13 protein-coding genes and 1 tRNA gene are annotated in these 20,831 nt (G+C 57.6%); 12 read left to right on the forward strand and 2 right to left on the reverse strand.

All coding sequences use genetic code 11. The features are described 5' to 3' along the window. Nucleotides 1-11 precede the first annotated feature (11 nt). From ptsP to recD, 11 genes are all read left to right on the forward strand, one after another. The gene (gene ptsP, locus BM373_RS14510; protein ID WP_090462574.1) at nucleotides 12-2,258 is read left to right on the forward strand and encodes a phosphoenolpyruvate--protein phosphotransferase; all 2,247 of its coding nucleotides are present in this window, start codon (nucleotides 12-14) and stop codon (nucleotides 2,256-2,258) included. A 176-nt stretch (nucleotides 2,259-2,434) separates the two neighbouring features. After that, nucleotides 2,435-3,310, forward strand: a complete 876-nt coding sequence (lgt, locus tag BM373_RS14515) for a prolipoprotein diacylglyceryl transferase (RefSeq protein WP_090462577.1) — start codon at nucleotides 2,435-2,437, stop codon at nucleotides 3,308-3,310. Between the two features lie 6 nt (nucleotides 3,311-3,316). After that, nucleotides 3,317-4,111, forward strand: a complete 795-nt coding sequence (thyA, locus tag BM373_RS14520) for a thymidylate synthase (protein ID WP_090462579.1) — start codon at nucleotides 3,317-3,319, stop codon at nucleotides 4,109-4,111. A gap of 183 nt (nucleotides 4,112-4,294) precedes the next feature. Then, the gene (locus BM373_RS14525) at nucleotides 4,295-4,765 is read left to right on the forward strand and encodes a prepilin peptidase-dependent protein (RefSeq protein ID WP_090462582.1); all 471 of its coding nucleotides are present in this window, start codon (nucleotides 4,295-4,297) and stop codon (nucleotides 4,763-4,765) included. Continuing rightward, entirely contained in the window at nucleotides 4,756-5,319 is a 564-nt protein-coding gene (locus BM373_RS14530; protein ID WP_090462585.1) for a prepilin peptidase-dependent protein, read from the forward strand. Before BM373_RS14525 ends, BM373_RS14530 begins: the two co-directional genes overlap by 10 nt. Before the next feature lie 14 nt (nucleotides 5,320-5,333). Next, nucleotides 5,334-5,723, forward strand: coding sequence for a DUF2509 family protein (locus BM373_RS14535; protein WP_371261121.1), 390 nt, complete (start codon nucleotides 5,334-5,336; stop codon nucleotides 5,721-5,723). Further along, a complete protein-coding gene (locus tag BM373_RS14540; protein ID WP_090462590.1) occupies nucleotides 5,708-6,031 on the forward strand; it encodes a prepilin-type N-terminal cleavage/methylation domain-containing protein in 324 nt (107 codons plus the stop codon). The genes BM373_RS14535 and BM373_RS14540 overlap by 16 nt, the downstream gene beginning before the upstream one ends. 12 nt (nucleotides 6,032-6,043) lie before the next feature. Beyond that, nucleotides 6,044-9,412, forward strand: a complete 3,369-nt coding sequence (recC, locus tag BM373_RS14545) for an exodeoxyribonuclease V subunit gamma (protein ID WP_090462593.1) — start codon at nucleotides 6,044-6,046, stop codon at nucleotides 9,410-9,412. Between the two features lie 124 nt (nucleotides 9,413-9,536). Next, a complete protein-coding gene (gene ptrA, locus BM373_RS14550) occupies nucleotides 9,537-12,437 on the forward strand; it encodes a pitrilysin (RefSeq protein ID WP_090462596.1) in 2,901 nt (966 codons plus the stop codon). Next, nucleotides 12,434-15,979 (forward strand): exodeoxyribonuclease V subunit beta, encoded by a 3,546-nt coding sequence (gene recB / locus BM373_RS14555; protein ID WP_090462599.1) that lies wholly within the window; start codon nucleotides 12,434-12,436, stop codon nucleotides 15,977-15,979. Before ptrA ends, recB begins: the two co-directional genes overlap by 4 nt. Next, on the forward strand, nucleotides 15,976-17,802 hold the full coding sequence (gene recD / locus BM373_RS14560) for an exodeoxyribonuclease V subunit alpha (protein ID WP_090462602.1): 1,827 nt from the start codon (nucleotides 15,976-15,978) through the stop codon (nucleotides 17,800-17,802). Before recB ends, recD begins: the two co-directional genes overlap by 4 nt. A gap of 62 nt (nucleotides 17,803-17,864) precedes the next feature. Here recD and argA read toward each other — a convergent pair whose 3' ends face one another. Next, nucleotides 17,865-19,196 carry an amino-acid N-acetyltransferase gene (argA, locus tag BM373_RS14565; RefSeq protein WP_090462604.1) on the reverse strand — a complete coding sequence of 444 codons (1,332 nt, stop codon included), beginning with the start codon at nucleotides 19,194-19,196 and terminating at the stop codon, nucleotides 17,865-17,867. Between the two features lie 228 nt (nucleotides 19,197-19,424). On the opposite strand from argA, the gene amiC reads away from it, so the two are divergent. Further along, on the forward strand, nucleotides 19,425-20,678 hold the full coding sequence (gene amiC / locus BM373_RS14570; RefSeq protein WP_090462607.1) for an N-acetylmuramoyl-L-alanine amidase AmiC: 1,254 nt from the start codon (nucleotides 19,425-19,427) through the stop codon (nucleotides 20,676-20,678). A 59-nt stretch (nucleotides 20,679-20,737) separates the two neighbouring features. Here amiC and BM373_RS14575 read toward each other — a convergent pair. Next, a tRNA-Met gene (locus BM373_RS14575) sits at nucleotides 20,738-20,814 on the reverse strand. Between the last annotated feature and the right edge of the window lie 17 nt (nucleotides 20,815-20,831).

Genomic DNA, 20,831 nt, shown 5'->3' on the forward strand with positions numbered 1-20,831 from the left:
CCATCCAAAATATGCTCACCCGGCTGCGAGAAATAGTCGAAAAGGTCGCCAGCGCGCCGCGTCTCAATGAGGCGTTAGACATTCTGGTCACGGATATCTGTCTGGCGATGGATACCGAGGTCTGCTCGGTCTACCTCGCGGATAATGACAGACGCTGTTATTACCTGATGGCGACGCGCGGTTTGAAAAAGCCGCGCGGTCGTACCGTTACGCTTGCTTTCGATCAGGGGATCGTCGGGCTGGTGGGCAGGCTCGCTGAGCCGATTAACCTCGCGGATGCGCAAAAACACCCCAGTTTTAAATACATTCCCTCGGTAAAAGAGGAGCGCTTCCGCGCGTTCCTGGGCGTACCGATTATCCAGCGCCGCCAGTTGTTAGGCGTGCTGGTGGTACAGCAGCGTGAACTGCGCCAGTTTGACGAGAGCGAAGAGTCTTTCCTCGTAACCCTCGCCACGCAAATGGCCGCCATTCTTTCCCAGTCCCAGCTTGCGGCGCTGTTTGGGCAATATCGCCAGACCCGCATCCGCGCGCTTCCGGCCTCGCCGGGCGTGGCAATCGCTGAAGGCTGGATGGATGCCACGCTGCCGCTGATGGAGCAGGTCTACGAGGCCTCAAGTCTTGATACTTCCCTTGAACGTGAACGGCTGACCAACGCGCTGGAAGAGGCGGCGGGCGAGTTCCGTCGCTACAGCAAACGCTTTTCTGCCGGTGCGCAAAAAGAAACGGCTGCCATTTTCGATCTCTATTCCCACCTGCTCTCTGATGCGCGGCTGCGACGTGAACTGTTTGCGGAAGTTGACCGGGGTTTTGTCGCTGAGTGGGCGGTGAAAAAAGTCATTGAACGCTTTGCCGAGCAGTTCGCTTCACTCACCGATGGTTATCTGAAAGAGCGTGCGGGCGATCTGCGGATGCTCGGCCAGCGCCTGCTGTTCCATCTCGATGACACTATTCAGGGGCCGAATACCTGGCCCGCCCGTTTTGTGCTGGTGGCGGATGAACTTTCGGCGACCACTCTCGCTGAACTGCCTCACGATCGGCTGGCCGGGGTGGTGGTGCGCGACGGGGCGGCAAACTCACACGCCGCCATTATGGTGCGCGCGTTAGGCATTCCGACGGTGATGGGTGCAGATATCCAGCCTTCGGTACTGCATCATCGCACCCTGGTGGTCGATGGTTACCGTGGCGAACTGCTGGTCGATCCTGAGCCTGTTTTATTGCAGGAATACCAGCGGCTTATTACCGAAGAAAATGAATTAAGTCGTCTGGCTGAAGACGACGTTAACCTGCCTGCTGCGCTCAAAAGCGGTGAGCGGGTGAAAGTAATGCTGAATGCCGGTCTGAGTCCTGAGCATGAAGAAAAGCTCGGCAGCCGCATTGACGGCATCGGGCTTTACCGCACCGAAATCCCGTTCATGCTGCAAAGTGGCTTCCCGTCCGAAGAAGAACAGGTCGCGCAGTACCAGGGCATGATGCAGATGTTTATCGACAAGCCGGTGACGCTGCGAACGCTGGATATCGGAGCCGATAAACAACTGCCGTATATGCCCATCAGCGAAGAAAACCCGTGCCTGGGCTGGCGCGGGATCCGCATTACGCTCGATCAGCCGGAAATTTTCCTCATTCAGGTCCGCGCCATGCTGCGTGCCAACGCTGCTACCGGCAACCTCAGCATTTTGCTGCCGATGATCACCAGCATTGATGAGATCGACGAAGCGCGCCGGCTTATTGAACGCGCTGGGCGTGAGGTCGAAGAGATGATCGGCTACGCCATCCCGAAACCGCGCATTGGCGTGATGCTGGAAGTCCCGTCGATGGTCTTTATGCTCGGTCATCTGGCAAAGCGGGTCGATTTCATTTCCGTCGGGACCAACGATTTAACGCAGTACATTCTGGCGGTCGATCGCAACAATACCCGTGTGGCAAACATCTACGACAGCCTGCATCCCGGCGTTCTGCGCGCGCTGGCGATGATTGCCCAGGAGACAGAGAAACACGGTATCGATTTGTGCCTCTGCGGCGAAATGGCCGGCGATCCCATGTGTGTCGCTATCCTGATTGGCCTTGGCTATCGTCATCTCTCCATGAATGGTCGCTCGGTCGCCCGTATTAAGTATCTGTTGCGGCATATCGAACATGAAGACGCGCAGACGCTGGCCAGCCGCGCCCTTGACGCGCAACTGGCAACCGAAGTGCGCCACCAGGTCGCGGCCTTTATGGAACGCCGCGGCATGGGCGGTTTGATCCGTGGCGGGCGCTGATGGCTCGCTGGCCGTCGCCTTTGCCGCAACAGGTATATACAGATCTTTTACAACTTCAGCCCCATCCACATGGCGGCCTTGTGCTATGATTCGCAACTTTGGCGCGCCTGCCATGTCGGGCGCACGTCTTTGCCGCTGTCCACTTTCGGCGGAATAACAACAAGTTGTGGTGACAGATGAATAGTGGTTATCTGCGTTTCCCGGACATCGATCCGGTGATTTTCTCCATTGGACCGGTAGCGCTGCACTGGTACGGAATGATGTACCTTGTCGGCTTCGTGTTTGCGATGTGGCTGGCCACTCGCCGCGCCAATCGTCCTGGCAGTGGCTGGACAAAAAACGAAGTCGAAAACCTGCTCTACGCCGGATTCCTGGGCGTGTTTCTGGGTGGGCGAATTGGTTACGTCCTGTTTTATAACTTCCCGATCTTCATCAACGATCCGCTGTATCTGTTCCGCGTCTGGGACGGCGGCATGTCGTTCCACGGCGGTCTGATTGGCGTGATCCTGGTGATGGTAATTTTCGCCCGACGCACCAAACGCACGTTCTTCCAGGTCGCAGATTTCATCGCACCTCTGATCCCGTTCGGGTTGGGTGCCGGTCGTCTGGGTAACTTTATCAACGGCGAACTGTGGGGCCGTGTCGATCCGGGCTTCCCGCTGGCGATGCTCTTCCCAGGCTCCCGTGCAGAAGACGCCGCGCTTTTGCCAGCGCACCCTGAATGGCAGTCTATTTTTGACACCTACGGTGTGCTGCCGCGCCATCCTTCGCAGCTTTACGAACTGGTGCTGGAAGGGATCGTGCTCTATATCATCCTCAACCTGTTTATCCGTAAACCGCGTCCGATGGGCTCTGTCTCCGGATTGTTCCTGATCGGCTACGGCGCGTTTCGCATCATCGTTGAGTTCTTCCGCCAGCCGGATGCACAGTTTACCGGTGAGTGGGTGCAGTACATCAGCATGGGCCAAATCCTCTCGATTCCGATGATTGTCGCTGGTGTCATCATGATGATTTGGGCGTACCGCCGCCGCCCGCAGCAACAAGTTTCCTGAGGAACCATGAAACAGTATTTAGACCTGATGCAAAAGGTGCTCGATGAGGGCACCCAGAAAAACGATCGTACCGGCACCGGCACGCTGTCCATCTTTGGTCATCAGATGCGCTTCAACCTGCAAGAAGGTTTCCCGCTGGTGACCACCAAGCGCTGCCATCTGCGCTCCATCATTCACGAGCTGTTATGGTTCCTGCAGGGCGACACTAACGTGGCTTACCTGCATGAAAATAACGTCTCCATCTGGGATGAATGGGCAGACGAGCAGGGCAATCTCGGACCGGTATACGGCAAGCAATGGCGCGCCTGGCCGACGCCGGACGGTCGCCATATCGACCAGATTTCCACCGTGCTGCACCAGTTGAAAAACGATCCTGACTCGCGCCGCATCATTGTTTCCGCCTGGAACGTGGGCGAGCTGGATAAAATGGCGCTGGCCCCGTGCCACGCGTTTTTCCAGTTCTATGTGGCTGACGGCAAACTCTCCTGCCAGCTCTATCAGCGCTCCTGCGACGTGTTCCTCGGCCTGCCGTTTAACATCGCCAGCTATGCGCTGCTGGTGCATATGATGGCGCAGCAGTGCGACCTCGAAGTGGGCGATTTTGTCTGGACCGGTGGCGACACGCACCTTTACAGCAATCACATGGATCAGACGCACCTGCAACTGAGCCGTGAACCTCGCGCACTGCCGAAACTTATCATTAAGCGTAAGCCGGAATCGCTGTTTGACTACCGCTTCGATGATTTTGAAATCGAGGGTTACGATCCTCACCCAGGCATCAAAGCGCCCGTCGCAATCTGATGGCCTGAGCCTGACACAACCGGTGCCTTTGTGCGCCGGTTTTTTTTAGCCTGAAACCCGTTTTTCGGCGCGTCTTCAGAAACGCCTGCAACTGCCTGCAACAGAATAAACTTCTCTCGTAACGCCTCGTAAAACGCGCCATTCGCATTCGATTTTGTTGCTCCTCCTCTGCACACTGCCGCCATGAAAAAACAACAAGGCTACACCCTTATTGAAACGCTGGTCGCCGTGATGCTGGTCATCACCTTAAGCGCCGCAGGCGTGCACGGCTGGCAAGGTTTTCAGGCCCATCAGCGGCTATGGCAAACCGCCTGGCAGGTGCGCGATTACCTGGAACTGCTGCGCGATGACGCGAACGGGCAGAATCGCGATCACGTCATTTCAGTTACGCGTGAAGGTAACGGCTGGTGCCTGCTTAGCTCGACCAACCAAGACGCAGGCTGTAGCGCCCATAATCCTTTTGCAATGAAACCTCTGGCGGCGGATGTGGCGCTGGTCAATATTACGCCCTCGCTGAAATTTTACGGGCTACGTAACACCGCCTGGGCCGGGCATATCCTGGTGAGAAATACAGCGGGGGCGTGGCAAATCATTGTCTCGAAATGGGGGCGGATAAGAATGTGTCAGCAGACGTCTGAAGCATCATGCGCATAAGCGAACGGGGATTTTCACTACTGGAAGTGCTGATTGCCATGCTGATTAGCAGTGTGCTGCTCATCAGTGCGGCAAAATTCCTGCCGGGTTTACAGAAGGCGATGCTGGCGCAAACGCGCCAACAGGCGCTGGAGGATGAAGTCTGGCAGCGACTCTATACGGTGGCAAAGCATATACAGCGGGCCGGTTTTTGCCGTGGCGAGTGCCCGGGACAGCCGCTGGTCATTAGCGCGCAGGGTTCCTGCATCATTGCCCAGTGGGATGGCAACGCTAACGGGAAGTGGGATCGCACGCCGTCCGACGACGCCGACCAAATTGGCTTTCGTTTTCAGGATGGCGCGCTGGAAACGCAGCGCGGCACAGACACCTGCGGCGGGAAAGGGTGGGAGAAAATGACCGATCCCAGAACGATCCGTGTTGAGCAGTTTACCGTCACGCAGCGTAGACAGGCTGGCTTTGCCGATGAAATAACGGTCACGATAGCCGCCAGCGCGGTTAACCATCCTGACGAACTCATCACGGCTAACTACAGCGTGACGGGGTACAACCTGTGAAGCGCGAGCAGGGGATGTCATCGCTGGCCATGGTGCTGCTAATCCTGATTCTGGGCAGCCTGATGCTCAGCGGATTAAACCAGCGTCAGCACACGCATTACCGGCGAGTGGTCAGTGAAAGCCAGGCGTTGCGCAACGCTGCCAGCGTACAGTCGGCGCTGGAGTGGGCGCGCGTGCAACGGTGGCTACCCCTCATCCCAGTGCAGTGCAAAGAGGAGCGCGAACAGGGCTGGCGAGCCTGTATCCGGCTTTTTAACGACAACTCGCTGCTGCTGATAGCCGGAAGTGGCGACCAGCGACTGTGGCGGTCAGGTGAAGTGAAAGAGACGCGCGTGACGTTCTCCCGCCATGGCTGGAGTGATTTTTGCCCGCTTGTGGAGGCACGGCTATGTCAGCTTCCATAAAGCAGGAAAATGGATTTAGTCTGCCGGAAGTGCTTCTGGCGATGGTGCTGTTGATCATGGTAGTCACCGCGCTGTCCGGCTATCATCGCGTTCTGGTAAAAGGTTTTAATGAATATGGTCAGTACCGCCAGCTCTGGCGCAACGCCTGGCAACAGTCACGGCAGCACCCCGATCCGGTGCCTGAGGGCTGGCAGGTCAGGCGGATACAGACAACCACGGCGGGATGTGTCAGCATCAGCGTTACCATGACTTCTCCGCTGAGCAGGAAGGGTCAGATGTCGCGGCTATATTGCCCAATCAGTCAGTAGTCAGGAGCATGTATGTTAAGGGTGTATCACTCCAATCGTCTGGATGTGCTGGAAGCATTGATGGAGTTTATCGTTGAGCGCGAGCGCCTCGACGATCCCTTTGAGGCCGAAATGGTACTGGTGCAGAGCACCGGGATGGCGCAATGGCTCCAGATGACGCTTTCGCAAAAATTTGGCATTGCCGCCAACATCGACTTTCCGCTGCCCGCCAGTTTTATCTGGGATATGTTTGTGCGCGTGCTGCCCGACATCCCCAAAGAGAGCGCGTTTAACAAGCAAAGCATGAGCTGGAAGCTGATGACCCTGCTGCCGGATATGCTTGAGCAGGATGCGTTTGCCATGCTCCGGCATTATCTTTCTGACGATGACGATAAACGTAAGCTCTTCCAGCTCGCCTCGCGCGTGGCCGATCTTTACGATCAGTATCTGGTGTACCGCCCGGAATGGCTGACCCGCTGGGAAGCAGGCGAATCCGTTGACGGATTAGGCGAGGCGCAAATCTGGCAGGCTCCGCTGTGGCGGGCGCTGGTCGAACACACCGCCGCTCTGGGGCAACCGCACTGGCATCGTGCCAACCTGTATGAGCGTTTTATTAAGACGCTGGAAACGGCCCGCGAACGGCCCGCCGGACTGCCATCGCGCGTTTTTATCTGCGGCATTTCAGCCTTACCGCCCGTCTATTTACAGGCATTGCAGGCGCTGGGCAGGCATGTTGACGTCCATCTGCTGTTCACCAATCCCTGTCGGTACTACTGGGGCGATATTAAAGATCCGGCGTTTCTGGCGAAGCTCATTACCCGCAGGCGTAAGCACCACCGCGATGAACGGGAGATGCCGATTTTTGCTGAGGAGGCCAACGTTGCCGGGCTGTTTAACAGCGAAGGCGAGCAGGACGTGGGTAACCCCATGCTCGCTTCCTGGGGCAAACTCGGGCGGGATTATATCTACCTGCTGGCGGGGTTAGACAGCTATGACGACCTGGACGCCTTTGTCGATATCACGCCGGGCAATCTGCTCAATAACCTGCAATCAGACATTCTGGAGCTGAAAAACAGCGCCATTGCGGGCGTCAGTGCAGAAGAGTACGCGCGCAGCGATGCTAAACGCCTGCTTGTGCCTTCCGATCGCAGCGTCACTGTTCATGTCTGCCACAGCCCTCAGCGGGAAGTGGAAGTCCTCCATGACCGGCTGCTGGCGATGCTTCAGGAAGATCCTGAACTGACGCCGCGCGATATTATCGTGATGGTGGCGGATATCGACAGCTACAGCCCGTTTATTCAGGCCGTTTTTGGCAGCGCCAGCGGCGAGCGTTACTTGCCGTATGCCATCTCTGACCGGCGGGCAGGGCAGGCGCACCCGGCGCTGCAGGAGTTTATCAGCCTGCTTTCGCTGCCGGACAGTCGTTTTCAGTCGGAAGATGTGCTGGCGCTGCTGGATGTCCCCGTGCTGGCAGCGCGCTTTGACATCACCGAAGAGGGCTTGCGCTACCTGCGCCAGTGGGTGAACGAGTCCGGCGTGCGCTGGGGGATGGATGATGACAACGTGCGCGAACTGGCGTTGCCACCGACCGGGCAGCACACCTGGCAGTTTGGCCTGACGCGTATGCTTCTTGGCTATGCGATGGAAAGCCGCCAGGGTGAGTGGCAGTCGGTCCTGCCTTATGACGAATCCAGCGGGCTGATTGCTGAACTGGTTGGTCACCTGGCGACGCTTTTAATGAAGCTGAATTTATGGCGCAGGGGGCTGTCACAGGCGCGGCCTTTAGCCGAGTGGCTCCCTGTCTGCCGCGATATGCTCAACGATTTCTTCCTCCCCGACCCGGATACCGAAGCAGCGCTGGCGCTCATTGAACAACAATGGCAGGCCATTATTGCGCAGGGCGTGGGTTCGCAGTACGAAGAAGAAGTCCCGCTGTGCCTGCTGCGCGACGAGCTTAATGCCCGCCTGAATCAGGAGCGCATCAGTCAGCGTTTCCTGGCAGGCCCGATCAATATCTGTACTCTGATGCCGATGCGTTCGATTCCCTTCAAAGTAGTGTGTTTGCTGGGAATGAACGACGGCATTTACCCGCGTGCGCTGCCGCCGCTGGGCTTTGATTTGATGAGCCAGAAACCGATGCGCGGCGATCGCAGCCGCCGGGACGATGACCGCTATCTGTTCCTCGAAGCGCTAAACTCCGCGCAGCAAAAGCTCTATATCAGCTACATTGGCCGCTCCATTCAGGACAACAGCGAACGCTTCCCGTCGGTGCTGGTACAGGAACTGGTGGATTACATTGCGCAGAGCCACTATCTGCCGGGCGATGAAGAACTGACCTGCGATGAAAGCGCGGAACGTGTGATCCGCCATATCACCCACCAGCATACCCGCATGCCCTTTGATGCTGAGAACTTTGTTCCTCACGAAGGCCAGAGCTATGCCCGGGAGTGGCTGCCCGCTGCCAGTCAGCAGGGCGTGGCGCATGCCACCTTTATTCAAAAACTTCCCGACCTGCCGCTGGAAACCCTGCCTTTTGAGCAGCTTCAGCGTTTCTGGGCGCATCCGGTCAGGGCCTTTTTCCAGATGCGCCTGCAGGTGAATTTCCGCCCGGAAGCGAGCGACATTCCCGATGCCGAGCCGTTTATTCTGGAGGGGCTTAATCGCTATCAGCTTAATCAGACGCTGCTTAACGCACTGGTGGAAGAAAGCGACGCCGACGCGCTGTTCCGCCGGTATCGCGCAGCCGGAGAGTTACCTTACGGCGCATTCGGTGAAATCGTCTGGGAAGCGCAGCAGCAGGAGATGCAGGCGCTGGCGGACCGGATTAACGAATGTCGGCAGCCGCATCAGAACATGGAGATCGACCTCGAGTGCGGCGGTGTGCATCTGACCGGGTGGCTACAGCACGTGCAGGCGGATGGGCTGCTGCGCTGGCGGCCTTCTTTAATGAGCGTATCGCAGGGTGTGCAACTTTGGCTGGAGCACCTTGTCTACTGTGCGAGCGGAGGAACGGGTGAAAGCCGGTTATTTGTGCGTAAAGAGGGCGAATGGCGCTTTCCACCGTTGGATGCGGCGCAGGCTGAGCACTATCTTGCAGAGCTGATTGTCGGTTTTCGCGAAGGGATGTCGCAACCACTGCTTCTGCTACCAGAAAGCGGTGGTGCCTGGATAAAAGCCTGTTATGACGCGGCAAATGATGCCATGGTAAAGGATGAAGCGACGCTGGCTAAAGCACGCACTAAGTTCCTGCAAGCTTATGAAGGTAATATGGTCGTACGCGGAGAAGGGGATGATGTGTGGTATCAGCGTTTGTGGCGCGGCCTTGATGCAGAGCACTTTACTGCGATAACCGAACAGGCCGAGCGTTTCTTGCTTCCGCTCTTTCGTTTTAACCAGTCCTGACGAATTGTATAAAAATTGCGCACGGATAAGGCTTCAATTATGATGCGCAACGCGTCACGGACTGATGATTTAAATGAGATGCTGGTTCAGCCAGCACAGCGTTTGTTAATGATGAGGTCCGTGAATGCCCAGCAGCACCTGGTTTAAAGCGTTAACGTTAGTGTTTGTTGTCGCCCTGTGGGCACCGTTCAGTCAGGCAGACACCGGTTGGCAACCCCTTCAGGAAACCATTCGTAAAAGTGATAAAGATCCCCGCGAGTATCAGGCCATTCGCCTTGATAACGGCATGGTGGTTCTGCTGGTCTCCGATCCTCAGGCGGTAAAATCGCTTTCGGCGCTGGTGGTGCCCGTGGGATCGTTGCAGGACCCGGACACTCACCCTGGGCTTGCGCACTATCTTGAACATATGACGCTGATGGGTTCGACCAAATACCCGCAGCCAGACAGCCTCGCCGAGTTTTTAAAAATGCACGGTGGCAGCCACAACGCCAGCACCGCGCCTTATCGCACGGCCTATTATCTGGAAGTGGAAAACAATGCGCTGGAAGGTGCTGTCGATCGTCTGGCCGATGCGATTGCCTCGCCGCTGCTTGATAAAAAATATGCGGAGCGTGAACGCAACGCGGTGAATGCCGAGCTGACCATGGCCCGCTCCCGCGACGGGATGCGCATGGCGCAGGTGAGTGCCGAAACCATTAACCCGGCGCACCCTGGTGCACGCTTCTCCGGCGGCAATCTTGAAACATTAAGCGATAAGCCCGGCAGCCCGGTGCAGGATGCGCTGCTGGCGTTTCGCGCCAAATACTACTCCGCCAACCTGATGAAAGCGGTGGTCTACAGCAACCGTCCGCTGCCTGCGTTAGCAAAAATTGCCGCAGAAACCTACGGACGCGTGCCGAATAAAGACATTCCCGCCCCGCAGATAGATGTGCCTGTGGTAACGGATGCGCAAAAAGGACTCATCCTTCACTACGTTCCGGCGATCCCGCGCAAAGTGCTGCGCGTTGAGTTTCGCATCGATAACAACACCCCGCAGTTTCGCAGTAAAACCGACGAACTGGTGACCTATTTAATTGGCAATCGCAGTCCGGGTACGCTCTCCGACTGGCTGCAAAGCCAGGGGCTGGCGGAAGGCATTCGTGCCGACTCCGATCCGGTCGTCAACGGTAACAGCGGCGTGCTGGCGATCTCCGCCACGCTGACTGACAAAGGCCAGGCGCACCGCGATGAAGTGGTGGCCGCGATTTTCAGCTACCTGAAACTGCTGCGTGAGCAGGGCGTCGATAAACGCTATTTTGATGAACTGGCGAACGTGCTGGATCTCGATTTCCGCTACCCGTCGATCACCCGCGATATGGGCTACGTTGAATGGCTGGCGGACACCATGATCCGCGTGCCGGTCGAACACACGCTGGATGTGGTCAATATTGCCGATCGCTATGACCCCGATGCGCTGAAAGCCCGGCTCGACATGATGACGCCGCAAAATGCGCGTATCTGGTACATCAGCCCGGACGAACCGCACAATAAAACCGCCTACTTTGTGAATGCGCCTTATCAGGTCGATAAAATAAGCGAAAAAACCTTTAGCGACTGGCAGCAAAAAGCGGCGGCCATTCACTTAAAACTCCCGGAGCTGAACCCCTATATCCCGGATGATTTTACTCTGCTGAAGCCCGCGAAACCGTACGACAAACCGGCGCTTATCGTTGATGAACCGTCGCTTCGCGTGGTGTATATGCCGAGCCGCTATTTTGGCAACGAACCGAAAGCCGATGTCAGCGTGGTGCTGCGTAATCCGGGTGCCATGAACAGCGCGAAAAACCAGGTGATGTTTGCGCTCAATGACTATCTGGCGGGCATTGCGCTGGATCAGCTCAGTAACCAGGCAGCGGTCGGCGGCATCAGTTTTTCCACCAACGCCAACAACGGCTTGATGCTCAATGCCAACGGCTACACCCAGCGTTTACCGCAGCTATTCCAGGCGCTGCTCGGCGGCTATTTCAGCTACCAGCCCACCGAAGAGCAACTGGCGCAGGCCAAATCCTGGTATGCGCAGATGATGGACTCTGCCGAAAAGGGCAAAGCCTACGATCAGGCGATGATGCCGGCGCAGATGCTTTCTCAGGTGCCGTATTTCCAGCGGGAAGAGCGTCGCGCACTGTTGCCTTCTATCTCGCTTAAAGATGTGGTGGCGTACCGTGATGCGCTCAAAACCAACGCCCGTCCGGAGTTTTTAATTGTCGGCAATATGGCGGAGTCGCAGGCGAAAACATTAGCCCATGAAGTGCAAAAACAACTGGTGACCACCGGCTCGGAGTGGTGTCGTAACCGCGATCTGCTGGTGGATAAAAAGCAGTCGGTGATTTTTGAAAAAGCGGGCAGCAGTACTGATTCAGCGCTGGCAGCGGTTTTTGTTCCACAGGGATACGATGAGCCCACCAGCTCGGCTTACAGCGCCATGCTTGGCCAGATTATTCAGCCCTGGTTCTATAACCAGTTGCGCACCGAAGAGCAGTTAGGGTATGCGGTGTTTGCGTTCCCGATGAGCGTGGGCCGCCAGTGGGGCATGGGTTTCCTGTTGCAAAGCAGCGATAAACAGCCCGCGTTCTTGTGGTCGCGCTATCAGGCATTCTTCCCGACGGCGGAAGCAAAACTGCGCGCCATGAAACCGGAAGAGTTTGCGCAGATCCAGCAGGGCGTGATTGCGCAAATCGAACAGGCTCCGCAGACGCTGGGAGAAGAAGCGGCGCAAATCAGCAAAGATTTCGATCGGGGCAATATGCGTTTCGATTCACGTGATAAAGTAGTCGCCCAGATAAAGCTGCTGACGCCGCAAAAACTTGCCGACTTCTTCCATCAGGCGGTGGTGGAGCCGCAAGGCATGGCGATCCTGTCACAAATTTCCGGCAGTCAAAACGGGAAAGCCGAGTACGCGCACCCGGAAGGCTGGAAAGTGTGGGATAACGTCAGCGCGTTACAGCGCACGATGCCCCTGATACCCCTGATAAGTGAGAAACAATGACCGAACCCGCTGAGTCCCTTGATCCCCTGCGCCTGCCGCTAACCGGTGAGCGCCTGATTGAAGCCTCAGCGGGCACAGGGAAAACCTTCACCATCGCCGCGCTCTATTTGCGGCTGCTGTTGGGCCTCGGCGGGGAAGCCGCTTACCCACGCCCGTTAAGCGTTGAAGAGTTGCTGGTGGTGACCTTCACCGAGGCGGCCACGGAAGAACTTCGTGGCCGTATCCGCAGCAATATTCATGAACTGCGTATCGCCTGCCTGCGCGAAAGCTCCGATAACCCGCTGTATGCCCGCCTGTTAGACGAGATCCCGAACCGGGAAGAGGCGGCGAACTGGCTGCTGCTGGCCGAGCGGCAAATGGATGAAGCCTCCGTCTTTACCATTCACGGCTTTTGCCAGCGCATGCTGAGCCTGAACGCGTTTGAATCCGGCATGCTGTTTGAACAGCAGTTAATTGAAGATGAATCTCTGCTTCGCGCCCAGGCGTGCGCGGACTTCTGGCGTCGCCACTGCTATCCGCTTCCGCGTGACATTGCTCAGGCGATCCACGCCTCATGGCAGGGGCCGCAGGATCTGTTAAAAGCGATCAACCGGTATTTACAGGGCGAAGCGCCGGTAATCAAATCACCGCCGCCAGCGGATGAAACGCTGGTTGCCCGGCATGAGCGCATTATTTCGCGTATCAATGAGATCAAAGCGCAGTGGTGTGCCTCCGTTAGCGAACTGGATGCGTTAATTGAAAACTCCGGCATTGACCGGCGTAAGTTCAACCGTGGCAACCAGGGCAAATGGATCGAAAAGATCAGCGCCTGGGCGCAGGAAGAGACGCGCAGTTATCTGCTGCCCGACGCGCTGGAGAAGTTTTCCCAGGCATTTCTGGCCTCGCGCACCAAAGCGGGCGGCGTGGTGCCGGAGCATCCGCTGTTTGTTGCCATTGAAGCCTTTCTTGCCGAACCGCTGACGCTTACCGATCTGGTGCTGACCCGCGCGATGAAAGAGATCCGCGAAGCCGTGGCGCAGGAAAAGCGCCGCCGGGGTGAGCTTGGCTTTGACGACATGCTCAGCCGACTGGATAGCGCGCTGGTCAGTGCCAACGGTGAAGCGCTGGCGGCCGCCATTCGCCAGCGTTTTCCGGTGGCGATGATCGATGAATTCCAGGATACCGATCCGCAGCAATACCGTATTTTTCGGCGTATCTGGCGACAGCAACCGGATACCGCTCTGCTGTTGATCGGCGATCCCAAACAGGCCATTTACGCCTTCCGCGGGGCCGACATTTTTACCTACATGAAGGCGCGCGGCGAAGTCACGGCGCATTACACCCTGGATACCAACTGGCGTTCAGCGCCGGGGATGGTGGCGAGTGTTAATACGCTTTTTAGCCGCATGGATAATGCCTTTATGTTCCGCGAAATCCCGTTTTTGCCCGTCAGGGCGGCGGAAAAAAATGCGGCGTTACGTTTTGAATTCGAAGGAAAAGCGCAGCCTGCCATGAGCCTGTGGCTGATGGACGGTGAAGGTACCAGCGTCGGTGAATACCAGTCGTTTATGGCGCAGCAATGCGCGGCGCAAATTCGCGACTGGCTGATGGCGGGTCAGCAGGGTACGGCGTTACTGCACGAGGCGAAAAAAAGCCGGGCGGTGCAGGCGTCTGATATTACCGTGCTGGTGCGCAACCGCCATGAAGCGGCGCTGATCCGCGATGCGCTAACGCTGCTGAATATCCCCTCTGTCTATTTATCTAACCGCGACAGCGTGTTTGAAACGCCCGAAGCGATGGAGTTGCTGTGGGTGTTGCAGGCGGTGCTGGCTCCCGAACGGGAGAGCACCTTACGCAGCGCGCTTGCCACTTCCATGCTTGGGTTAACCGCCCACGACATCGAAACGCTGAATCTTGATGAGCGGGCGTGGGATGAGGTGGTTGAGGAATTTGACCGCTACCGCACGATCTGGCAGACGCGCGGCGTGATGCCGATGCTGCGCGCGCTGATGAACGCCCGGCAGATCGCCGAAAACCTGCTGGCGACCTCCGGCGGCGAGCGTCGGCTGACGGATATTCTGCATATCAGTGAACTGTTGCAGGAGGCGGGTGCTCAGGCGGAGAGCGAACATGCGCTGGTGCGCTGGCTGGCACAGCGGATCGCCGAGCCGGACAGCAACGCATCCAGCCAGCAGCTGCGTCTGGAAAGTGACAAGCACCTCGTGCAGATCGTCACGATCCACAAATCCAAAGGGCTTGAGTACCCGCTGGTCTGGCTGCCGTTTATTGCCAATTACCGCGCGCAGGATCAGGCTTTTTACCACGACCGCACCTCGTTCGAGGCGGTGCTGGATCTCAGCAAAGCCGAGGAGAGCGTGGAACTCGCGGAAGCCGAGCGGCTGGCGGAAGACCTGCGGCTGCTCTACGTGGCGCTCACCCGTTCCGTCTGGCATTGCAGCTTAGGGATTGCGCCGCTGTTTCGTCGTCGCGGCGAGAAAGCGGGCGAGAGCGATTTCCACCTCAGCGCGGCGGGCAGGCTGATTCAACAGGGCGAGCCGCGTGATGCCGCGGGTCTGCGCCAGTGCCTTGAAAGCCTGGTCGGGGAAGACATTGTGCTGCACATCCCCGACGCGCCCGACAATACCCGCTGGGAATATCAAAGCGAGGTGCCGCCGTCGCTGCGTGCGCGGGATATTAAACGCCTGGTGCGTGACGACTGGCGCGTCACCAGCTATTCCGGCCTGCAACAACGCGGGCACGGGATGGCGGTCGATCTGCTGCCGCACTTTGATCAGGATGCCGCAGGCGAGCGCGAACCTGACGAAACCCCTGCGTTAACGCCGCATCAGTTTCCGCGCGGGGCCTCGCCGGGCACCTTTTTACACAGCCTGTTTGAAGATATCGATTTCACGCAGCCAATCGCGCAGGAATGGGTGCTGGAAAAATTGCAGCTTGGCGGTTTTGACGCGCACTGGGAACCGATGCTGACCGCCTGGATCAATGCGGTTTTACAGGTGCCGTTGAGCGGGGCGGATATTTCCCTGAGCCAGCTTCCGGCGCGGGAAAAGCAGGTTGAGCTGGAGTTCTATCTGCCGATTTCTGCCACCCTTACCGCTGATGCGCTTGATGCGCTGATCCGTCGCTACGATCCGCTGTCGGCGGGTTGCCCGCCGCTCGATTTCCGCAATGTGCGTGGGATGCTCAAAGGTTTTATCGATCTGGTGTTTCGCCACGACGGGCGCTATTACCTGCTCGATTACAAATCGAACTGGCTGGGCGAGAGCAGCGAAGCCTACACCCAGGAGGCGATGGCGCAGGCGATGCAGTCGCACCGCTACGATTTGCAGTACCAGCTTTATACCCTCGCGCTGCACCGCTATTTGCGCCATCGCATCGCAGACTATGATTACGAACAGCATTTCGGCGGCGTGATTTATCTGTTTTTACGCGGGGTTGACAAAGAGGTGCCAGGCCAGGGTATTTTCAGCACCCGACCCGATGCGGCGCTCATATCCCAGATGGATGCGCTGTTTGCGGGCGTATCAGAGGAGAACACGCAATGACCATGCCTGCGCTGTTATTAGAAGCAGTGGCGCAAAAGCTGTTACGTCCGCTGGATGTGCAGTTTGCCAGGGCTGTCGCGGGCCCGGATGAACCGGCGGTGATGCTCGCCGCTGCGTTATTAAGCCGCGACGCGGGCGAAGGGCACGTCTGCCTGCCGCTGTCACGGCTGGCGCTGGATGACACCCGGCGCGCGCACCCGCTGATAGTGTCGCTTTTCGAACTGGCGGGTATGCCTGACGACTGGGCGACGGTGCTGCTCGCCTCGCCTGCGGTCAGTGCGGGCGATGAACCTACGCCCATGGTGCTGACCGGCAGCCGCCTCTATCTGAACCGGATGTGGTGTAACGAGCTGACCGTCGCGCGGTTTTTCATTGAGGCCAATCAGCCGCTGAATGTCGATCGGACGCTGCTGACCCAAACGCTGGATGCGCTTTTCCCTCCGTCTAATGAAATTAACTGGCAGAAAATCGCCGCTGCTGTGGCGCTGACCCGGCGGATCTCGGTGATCTCCGGCGGGCCGGGCACCGGTAAAACCACCACGGTGGCAAAACTGCTGGCGGCGCTGGTGCAAACGGCTAACGGCAATAAATGCCGCATCCGGCTGGCAGCCCCGACCGGGAAAGCGGCGGCGCGACTGACCGAATCACTGGGCGCGGCGCTGCGTCAGCTTACCCTTACGGACGAGCAGAAAAAAATGCTGCCGGAAGACGCCAGCACGCTGCATCGCCTGCTGGGTGCACAGCCCGGCAGCCAGCGCCTGAGATACCATGCCGGTAATCCGCTGCATCTGGATGTGCTGGTGGTCGATGAGGCCTCGATGATCGACCTGCCGATGATGTCGCGGCTTATCGACGCGCTGCCTCCACACGGGCGGGTGATCTTTTTAGGCGATCGCGATCAACTGGCATCCGTGGAAGCGGGCGCGGTGCTCGGCGATATCTGCTCATGGGTTAATGCGGGCTATTCACCGCAGCGCGCCGACGAGCTTTCGTTACTGACCGGGATGACGGTGCCATGCGGCGAGAAAAGCGGGGCCGATACCCTGCGCGATACGCTTTGCCTGCTGCAAAAAAGCTACCGCTTTGGCAGCGACTCCGGTATCGGCAAACTGGCGGCAGCGGTGAATCAGGGTGATACCGCATCAATGCGCGCCGTGTTTGGCCAGGGCTATGCCGATATCGGCAAGAAAACGCTCAACACCGGCGATGATTATCAGGCCATGATTGATGATGCGCTGGCCGGGTATGATCGCTATTTGCAGCTGATACGTGAACGTGCTGAACCGGAGGCGATTATCGCTGCGTTTAGCGAGTTCCAGTTACTCTGCGCACTGCGCGAAGGGCCGTTTGGCGTGAGCGGGCTGAATGAAAGGCTTGAGCAACGGCTGGCACAAAAGCGCGGCATTGTGCGTCAGCCGCATTCCCGCTGGTATGAAGGCCGCCCGGTGATGATCGCGCGTAATGACAGCGCGCTCGGGTTGTTTAACGGTGATATCGGCGTGGCGCTGGATCGCGGGCAGGGGACGCGCGCGTGGTTCCCGCTGCCGGATGGCACCATTAAATCGGTGCAGCCGAGCCGTTTGCCGGAGCACGATACCGCCTGGGCGATGACGGTGCATAAATCGCAGGGTTCTGAGTTTGATCACGCCGCACTGATTTTGCCGGGGCAGGTGGTGCCTGTGGTGACACGCGAACTGGTGTATACCGCCATCACCCGCGCCCGCCGCAGGCTTTCGCTGTATGCCGATGAGCGGATTCTGGCGCAGGCGATTGCCACGCGTACCGAGCGGCGCAGTGGGTTGAGCGAGCTTTTTGCGTTGTGATGGTTGACCCTCACCCCGGCCCTCTCCCTCAGGGAGAGGGAGAGGGTTAGGGTGAGGGGAAGCTACCCCAAATCCGCCATCAGCACTTTTGAGCGGCGCTGATAGTTGTACATCTCTTTTTTACTCTCCGGCAGCAAATCAATATCCACCGGGGTAAAACCGCGCTCCTGGAACCAGTGGATGCTGCGGGTAGTTAACACGAACAGTTTACTCAGTCCCATCTGCCGCGCCTGCAACGCGACGCGTTCCAGCAACACCTCTCCGCGTGACGAACTGCGATAGTCCGGGTGCACGGCCACGCACGCCATTTCACCAATCTTTTCTTCCGGGAACGGGTAGAGCGCTGCACAGGCGATGGTCAGGTTGTCGCGCTGGATAATGGTGAATTTGTCGATCTCCATTTCCAGTTGCTCGCGCGAGCGACGCACCAGAATGCCCTGCTGCTCAAGCGGGCGGATCAGTTCAAGGATGCCGCCGATGTCGTTGATGGTGGCGCGACGGATCTGCTCGGCGCTCTCCATCACAATTTGCGTGCCGATACCGTCGCGCGAGAACAGTTCCTGCAACAGCGCGCCATCTTCCTGATAGCTGATCAGGTGACTGCGACGCACACCGCTGCGGCAGGCTTTCACCGCGCCACGCAAAAAGCGCACCGTACCGGAATGATAATCGTGGCGGGCTTCCAGCTCCTCAACGCGTGCCTGGGCTTCGTTAGGGAAAAGCTCGGAGACAATGTTGCCATCGTCGTTGATCACGCCCTGCGAGGAACAGAAGCCGATCATTTTTTCTGCTTTCAGCTTAATTGCCAGTTGCGTGGCGACTTCTTCTGACATCAGGTTAAAACTTTCGCCGGTTACCGAAACCGCCACCGGCCCCAGCAGCACAATCGCGCCGCCGTCGAGCTGCCGGTGGATCGCTTCCTCATCAATACGACGAATACGCCCGCTGTGGCAGTAATCCACACCGTCATCCACGCCCAGCGGCTGCGCAATAATAAAGTTGCCGCTGACCACGTTGATATGCGCGCCCTGAAGCGGCGTATTATTCAGGCTCATCGACAGGCGTGCGGTGATATCGAGTTGCAGCAGGCCCGCCGCCTGTTTAACCAGCTCAAGGGTTTTCGCGTCGGTGACGCGGGTGTGCTTGTGGTAAACCGGTTCGTGCTGATGACGCGCAAGGTTGGCGTCGATTTGCGGACGTGCGCCATAGACCACCACCAGGCGAATGCCCAGACTGTGCAGCAGCCCAATGTCATTGACAATGCTGGAAAAATTCTCATGCTCGATGGCTTCGCCGCCAAGCATAATCACAAAAGTTTTTCCCCGATGAGCATTGATATAGGGAACGGAATGGCGGAATCCCTGGACCAGTTCGGTTCTACGTTCCTTTACCACGGCACAACCCTCACTGCATGATTATTCGTAATTTGTGTATTTTTATTCTTTTCTGGCTTCGGGCGCAAGCCAAAATTTGATGAAACTCAACATTCACCGCCGTGTCGCTTTAGGCGCGCATGCGATGTTTACCCTTTTATAGATGACAGTTTATGCATCATTCGTTAAAGTTTTCGGTCAATTTGGACGTTTTAATAACGAATGTGATTTTTTTTGCTCGGGAGAGGCATGTCTGGATCCAAATCAGCATTAAGCCGCCGCCAGTTAATACAGGGCGCGGGGGCAATGTGGTTGCTCAGTGTCAGCCAGGTGGGACTGGCTGCCGTCAGTCAGGTGGTCGCCGTGCGCGTCTGGCCATCTTCCACCTATACCCGTGTAACCGTTGAGTCGAACCAGGTATTGAAGTATCGCCAGTTCGCGCTGAGTAATCCTGAGCGGCTGGTCGTGGACATTGAAGGCGTGAACCTGAACTCGGTGCTGAAAGGTGTGGCCGCGCAGGTGCACGATGACGATCCCTTTATTAAGTCGGCGCGCGTCGGGCAGTTCGATCCAAAAACCGTGCGTATGGTGTTTGAACTCAAGCAGAACATCGCTCCGCAGCTTTTCGCGCTTGCGCCGGTGGCGGAGTTTAAAGAGCGGCTGGTTATCGATCTCTATCCGGTGAACGGTCACAACGAGCAGGATCCACTGCTGGCGTTGCTGGAAGATTACAACAAAGGCGATCTGGATAAGCAGGTGCCGCCTGCGCAAAGCGGGCCGCAGCCGGGTAAGGCCGGGCGTGACAGGCCGATTGTGATCATGCTCGATCCGGGGCATGGCGGCGAAGATCCCGGCGCAATAGGCAAATACAAAACGCGTGAGAAAGATGTGGTGTTGCAAATCGCCCGTCGCCTGCGCGCCCTCATTGAGAAAGAGGGCAATATGAAAGCCTACATGACGCGCAATGAAGATGTGTTTATTCCGCTGAAAGTGCGGGTGGCAAAAGCGCAAAAACAGCGTGCCGACCTGTTTGTTTCTATTCACGCCGATGCGTTTACCAGCCGGGCAGCGCGTGGATCGTCGGTGTTCGCGCTCTCGACAAAAGGCGCAACCAGTACGGCGGCGCGCTATCTGGCTCAGACGCAGAACGCCGCTGACCTTGTGGGCGGTGTAAGCAAAAGCGGCGATCGTTATCTCGACCACACGATGTTTGATATGGTGCAGTCGCTGACCATCACCGACAGCCTGAAGTTTGGTAAAGAGGTATTAAAGCGGCTCGGCGGAGTGAATAAACTGCATAAGAACCGGGTGGATCAGGCGGGCTTTGCGGTGCTGAAAGCGCCGGATATTCCGTCCATTCTGGTGGAAACGGCGTTTATCAGTAACATTGAAGAAGAGCGCAAGCTGAAAACGGCAAACTTCCAGCAGGAAGTTGCGGAATCTATTCTGGCCGGGATCAAAGCGTACTTTGCTGAAGGCGGGGCACTGGCACGGCGCGGATAACGCGCCTTTCTTTTTGAAAGGCAGAAACAAAAAAACACCCGTCAGGGTGTTTATTGTGTTGGTTGCGGGGGCCGGATTTGAACCGACGACCTTCGGGTTATGAGCCCGACGAGCTACCAGGCTGCTCCACCCCGCGTCCGTCATTACTCTTCC

This window comes from Enterobacter sp. kpr-6 (assembly GCF_900116015.1).
Classification (GTDB): Bacteria; Pseudomonadota; Gammaproteobacteria; order Enterobacterales; family Enterobacteriaceae; genus Enterobacter_D.

Bases quoted from the DNA above. Each gene is read 5' to 3' on its own strand.
- ptsP (WP_090462574.1), top strand. From the start codon at position 12: ATGCTCACCCGGCTGCGAGAAATAGTCGAAAAGGTCGCCAGCGCGCCG.
- lgt (WP_090462577.1), top strand. From the start codon at position 2,435: ATGAATAGTGGTTATCTGCGTTTCCCGGACATCGATCCGGTGATTTTC.
- thyA (WP_090462579.1), top strand. From the start codon at position 3,317: ATGAAACAGTATTTAGACCTGATGCAAAAGGTGCTCGATGAGGGCACC.
- BM373_RS14525 (WP_090462582.1), top strand. From the start codon at position 4,295: ATGAAAAAACAACAAGGCTACACCCTTATTGAAACGCTGGTCGCCGTG.
- BM373_RS14530 (WP_090462585.1), top strand. From the start codon at position 4,756: ATGCGCATAAGCGAACGGGGATTTTCACTACTGGAAGTGCTGATTGCC.
- BM373_RS14535 (WP_371261121.1), top strand. From the start codon at position 5,334: ATGTCATCGCTGGCCATGGTGCTGCTAATCCTGATTCTGGGCAGCCTG.
- BM373_RS14540 (WP_090462590.1), top strand. From the start codon at position 5,708: ATGTCAGCTTCCATAAAGCAGGAAAATGGATTTAGTCTGCCGGAAGTG.
- recC (WP_090462593.1), top strand. From the start codon at position 6,044: ATGTTAAGGGTGTATCACTCCAATCGTCTGGATGTGCTGGAAGCATTG.
- ptrA (WP_090462596.1), top strand. From the start codon at position 9,537: ATGCCCAGCAGCACCTGGTTTAAAGCGTTAACGTTAGTGTTTGTTGTC.
- recB (WP_090462599.1), top strand. From the start codon at position 12,434: ATGACCGAACCCGCTGAGTCCCTTGATCCCCTGCGCCTGCCGCTAACC.
- recD (WP_090462602.1), top strand. From the start codon at position 15,976: ATGACCATGCCTGCGCTGTTATTAGAAGCAGTGGCGCAAAAGCTGTTA.
- amiC (WP_090462607.1), top strand. From the start codon at position 19,425: ATGTCTGGATCCAAATCAGCATTAAGCCGCCGCCAGTTAATACAGGGC.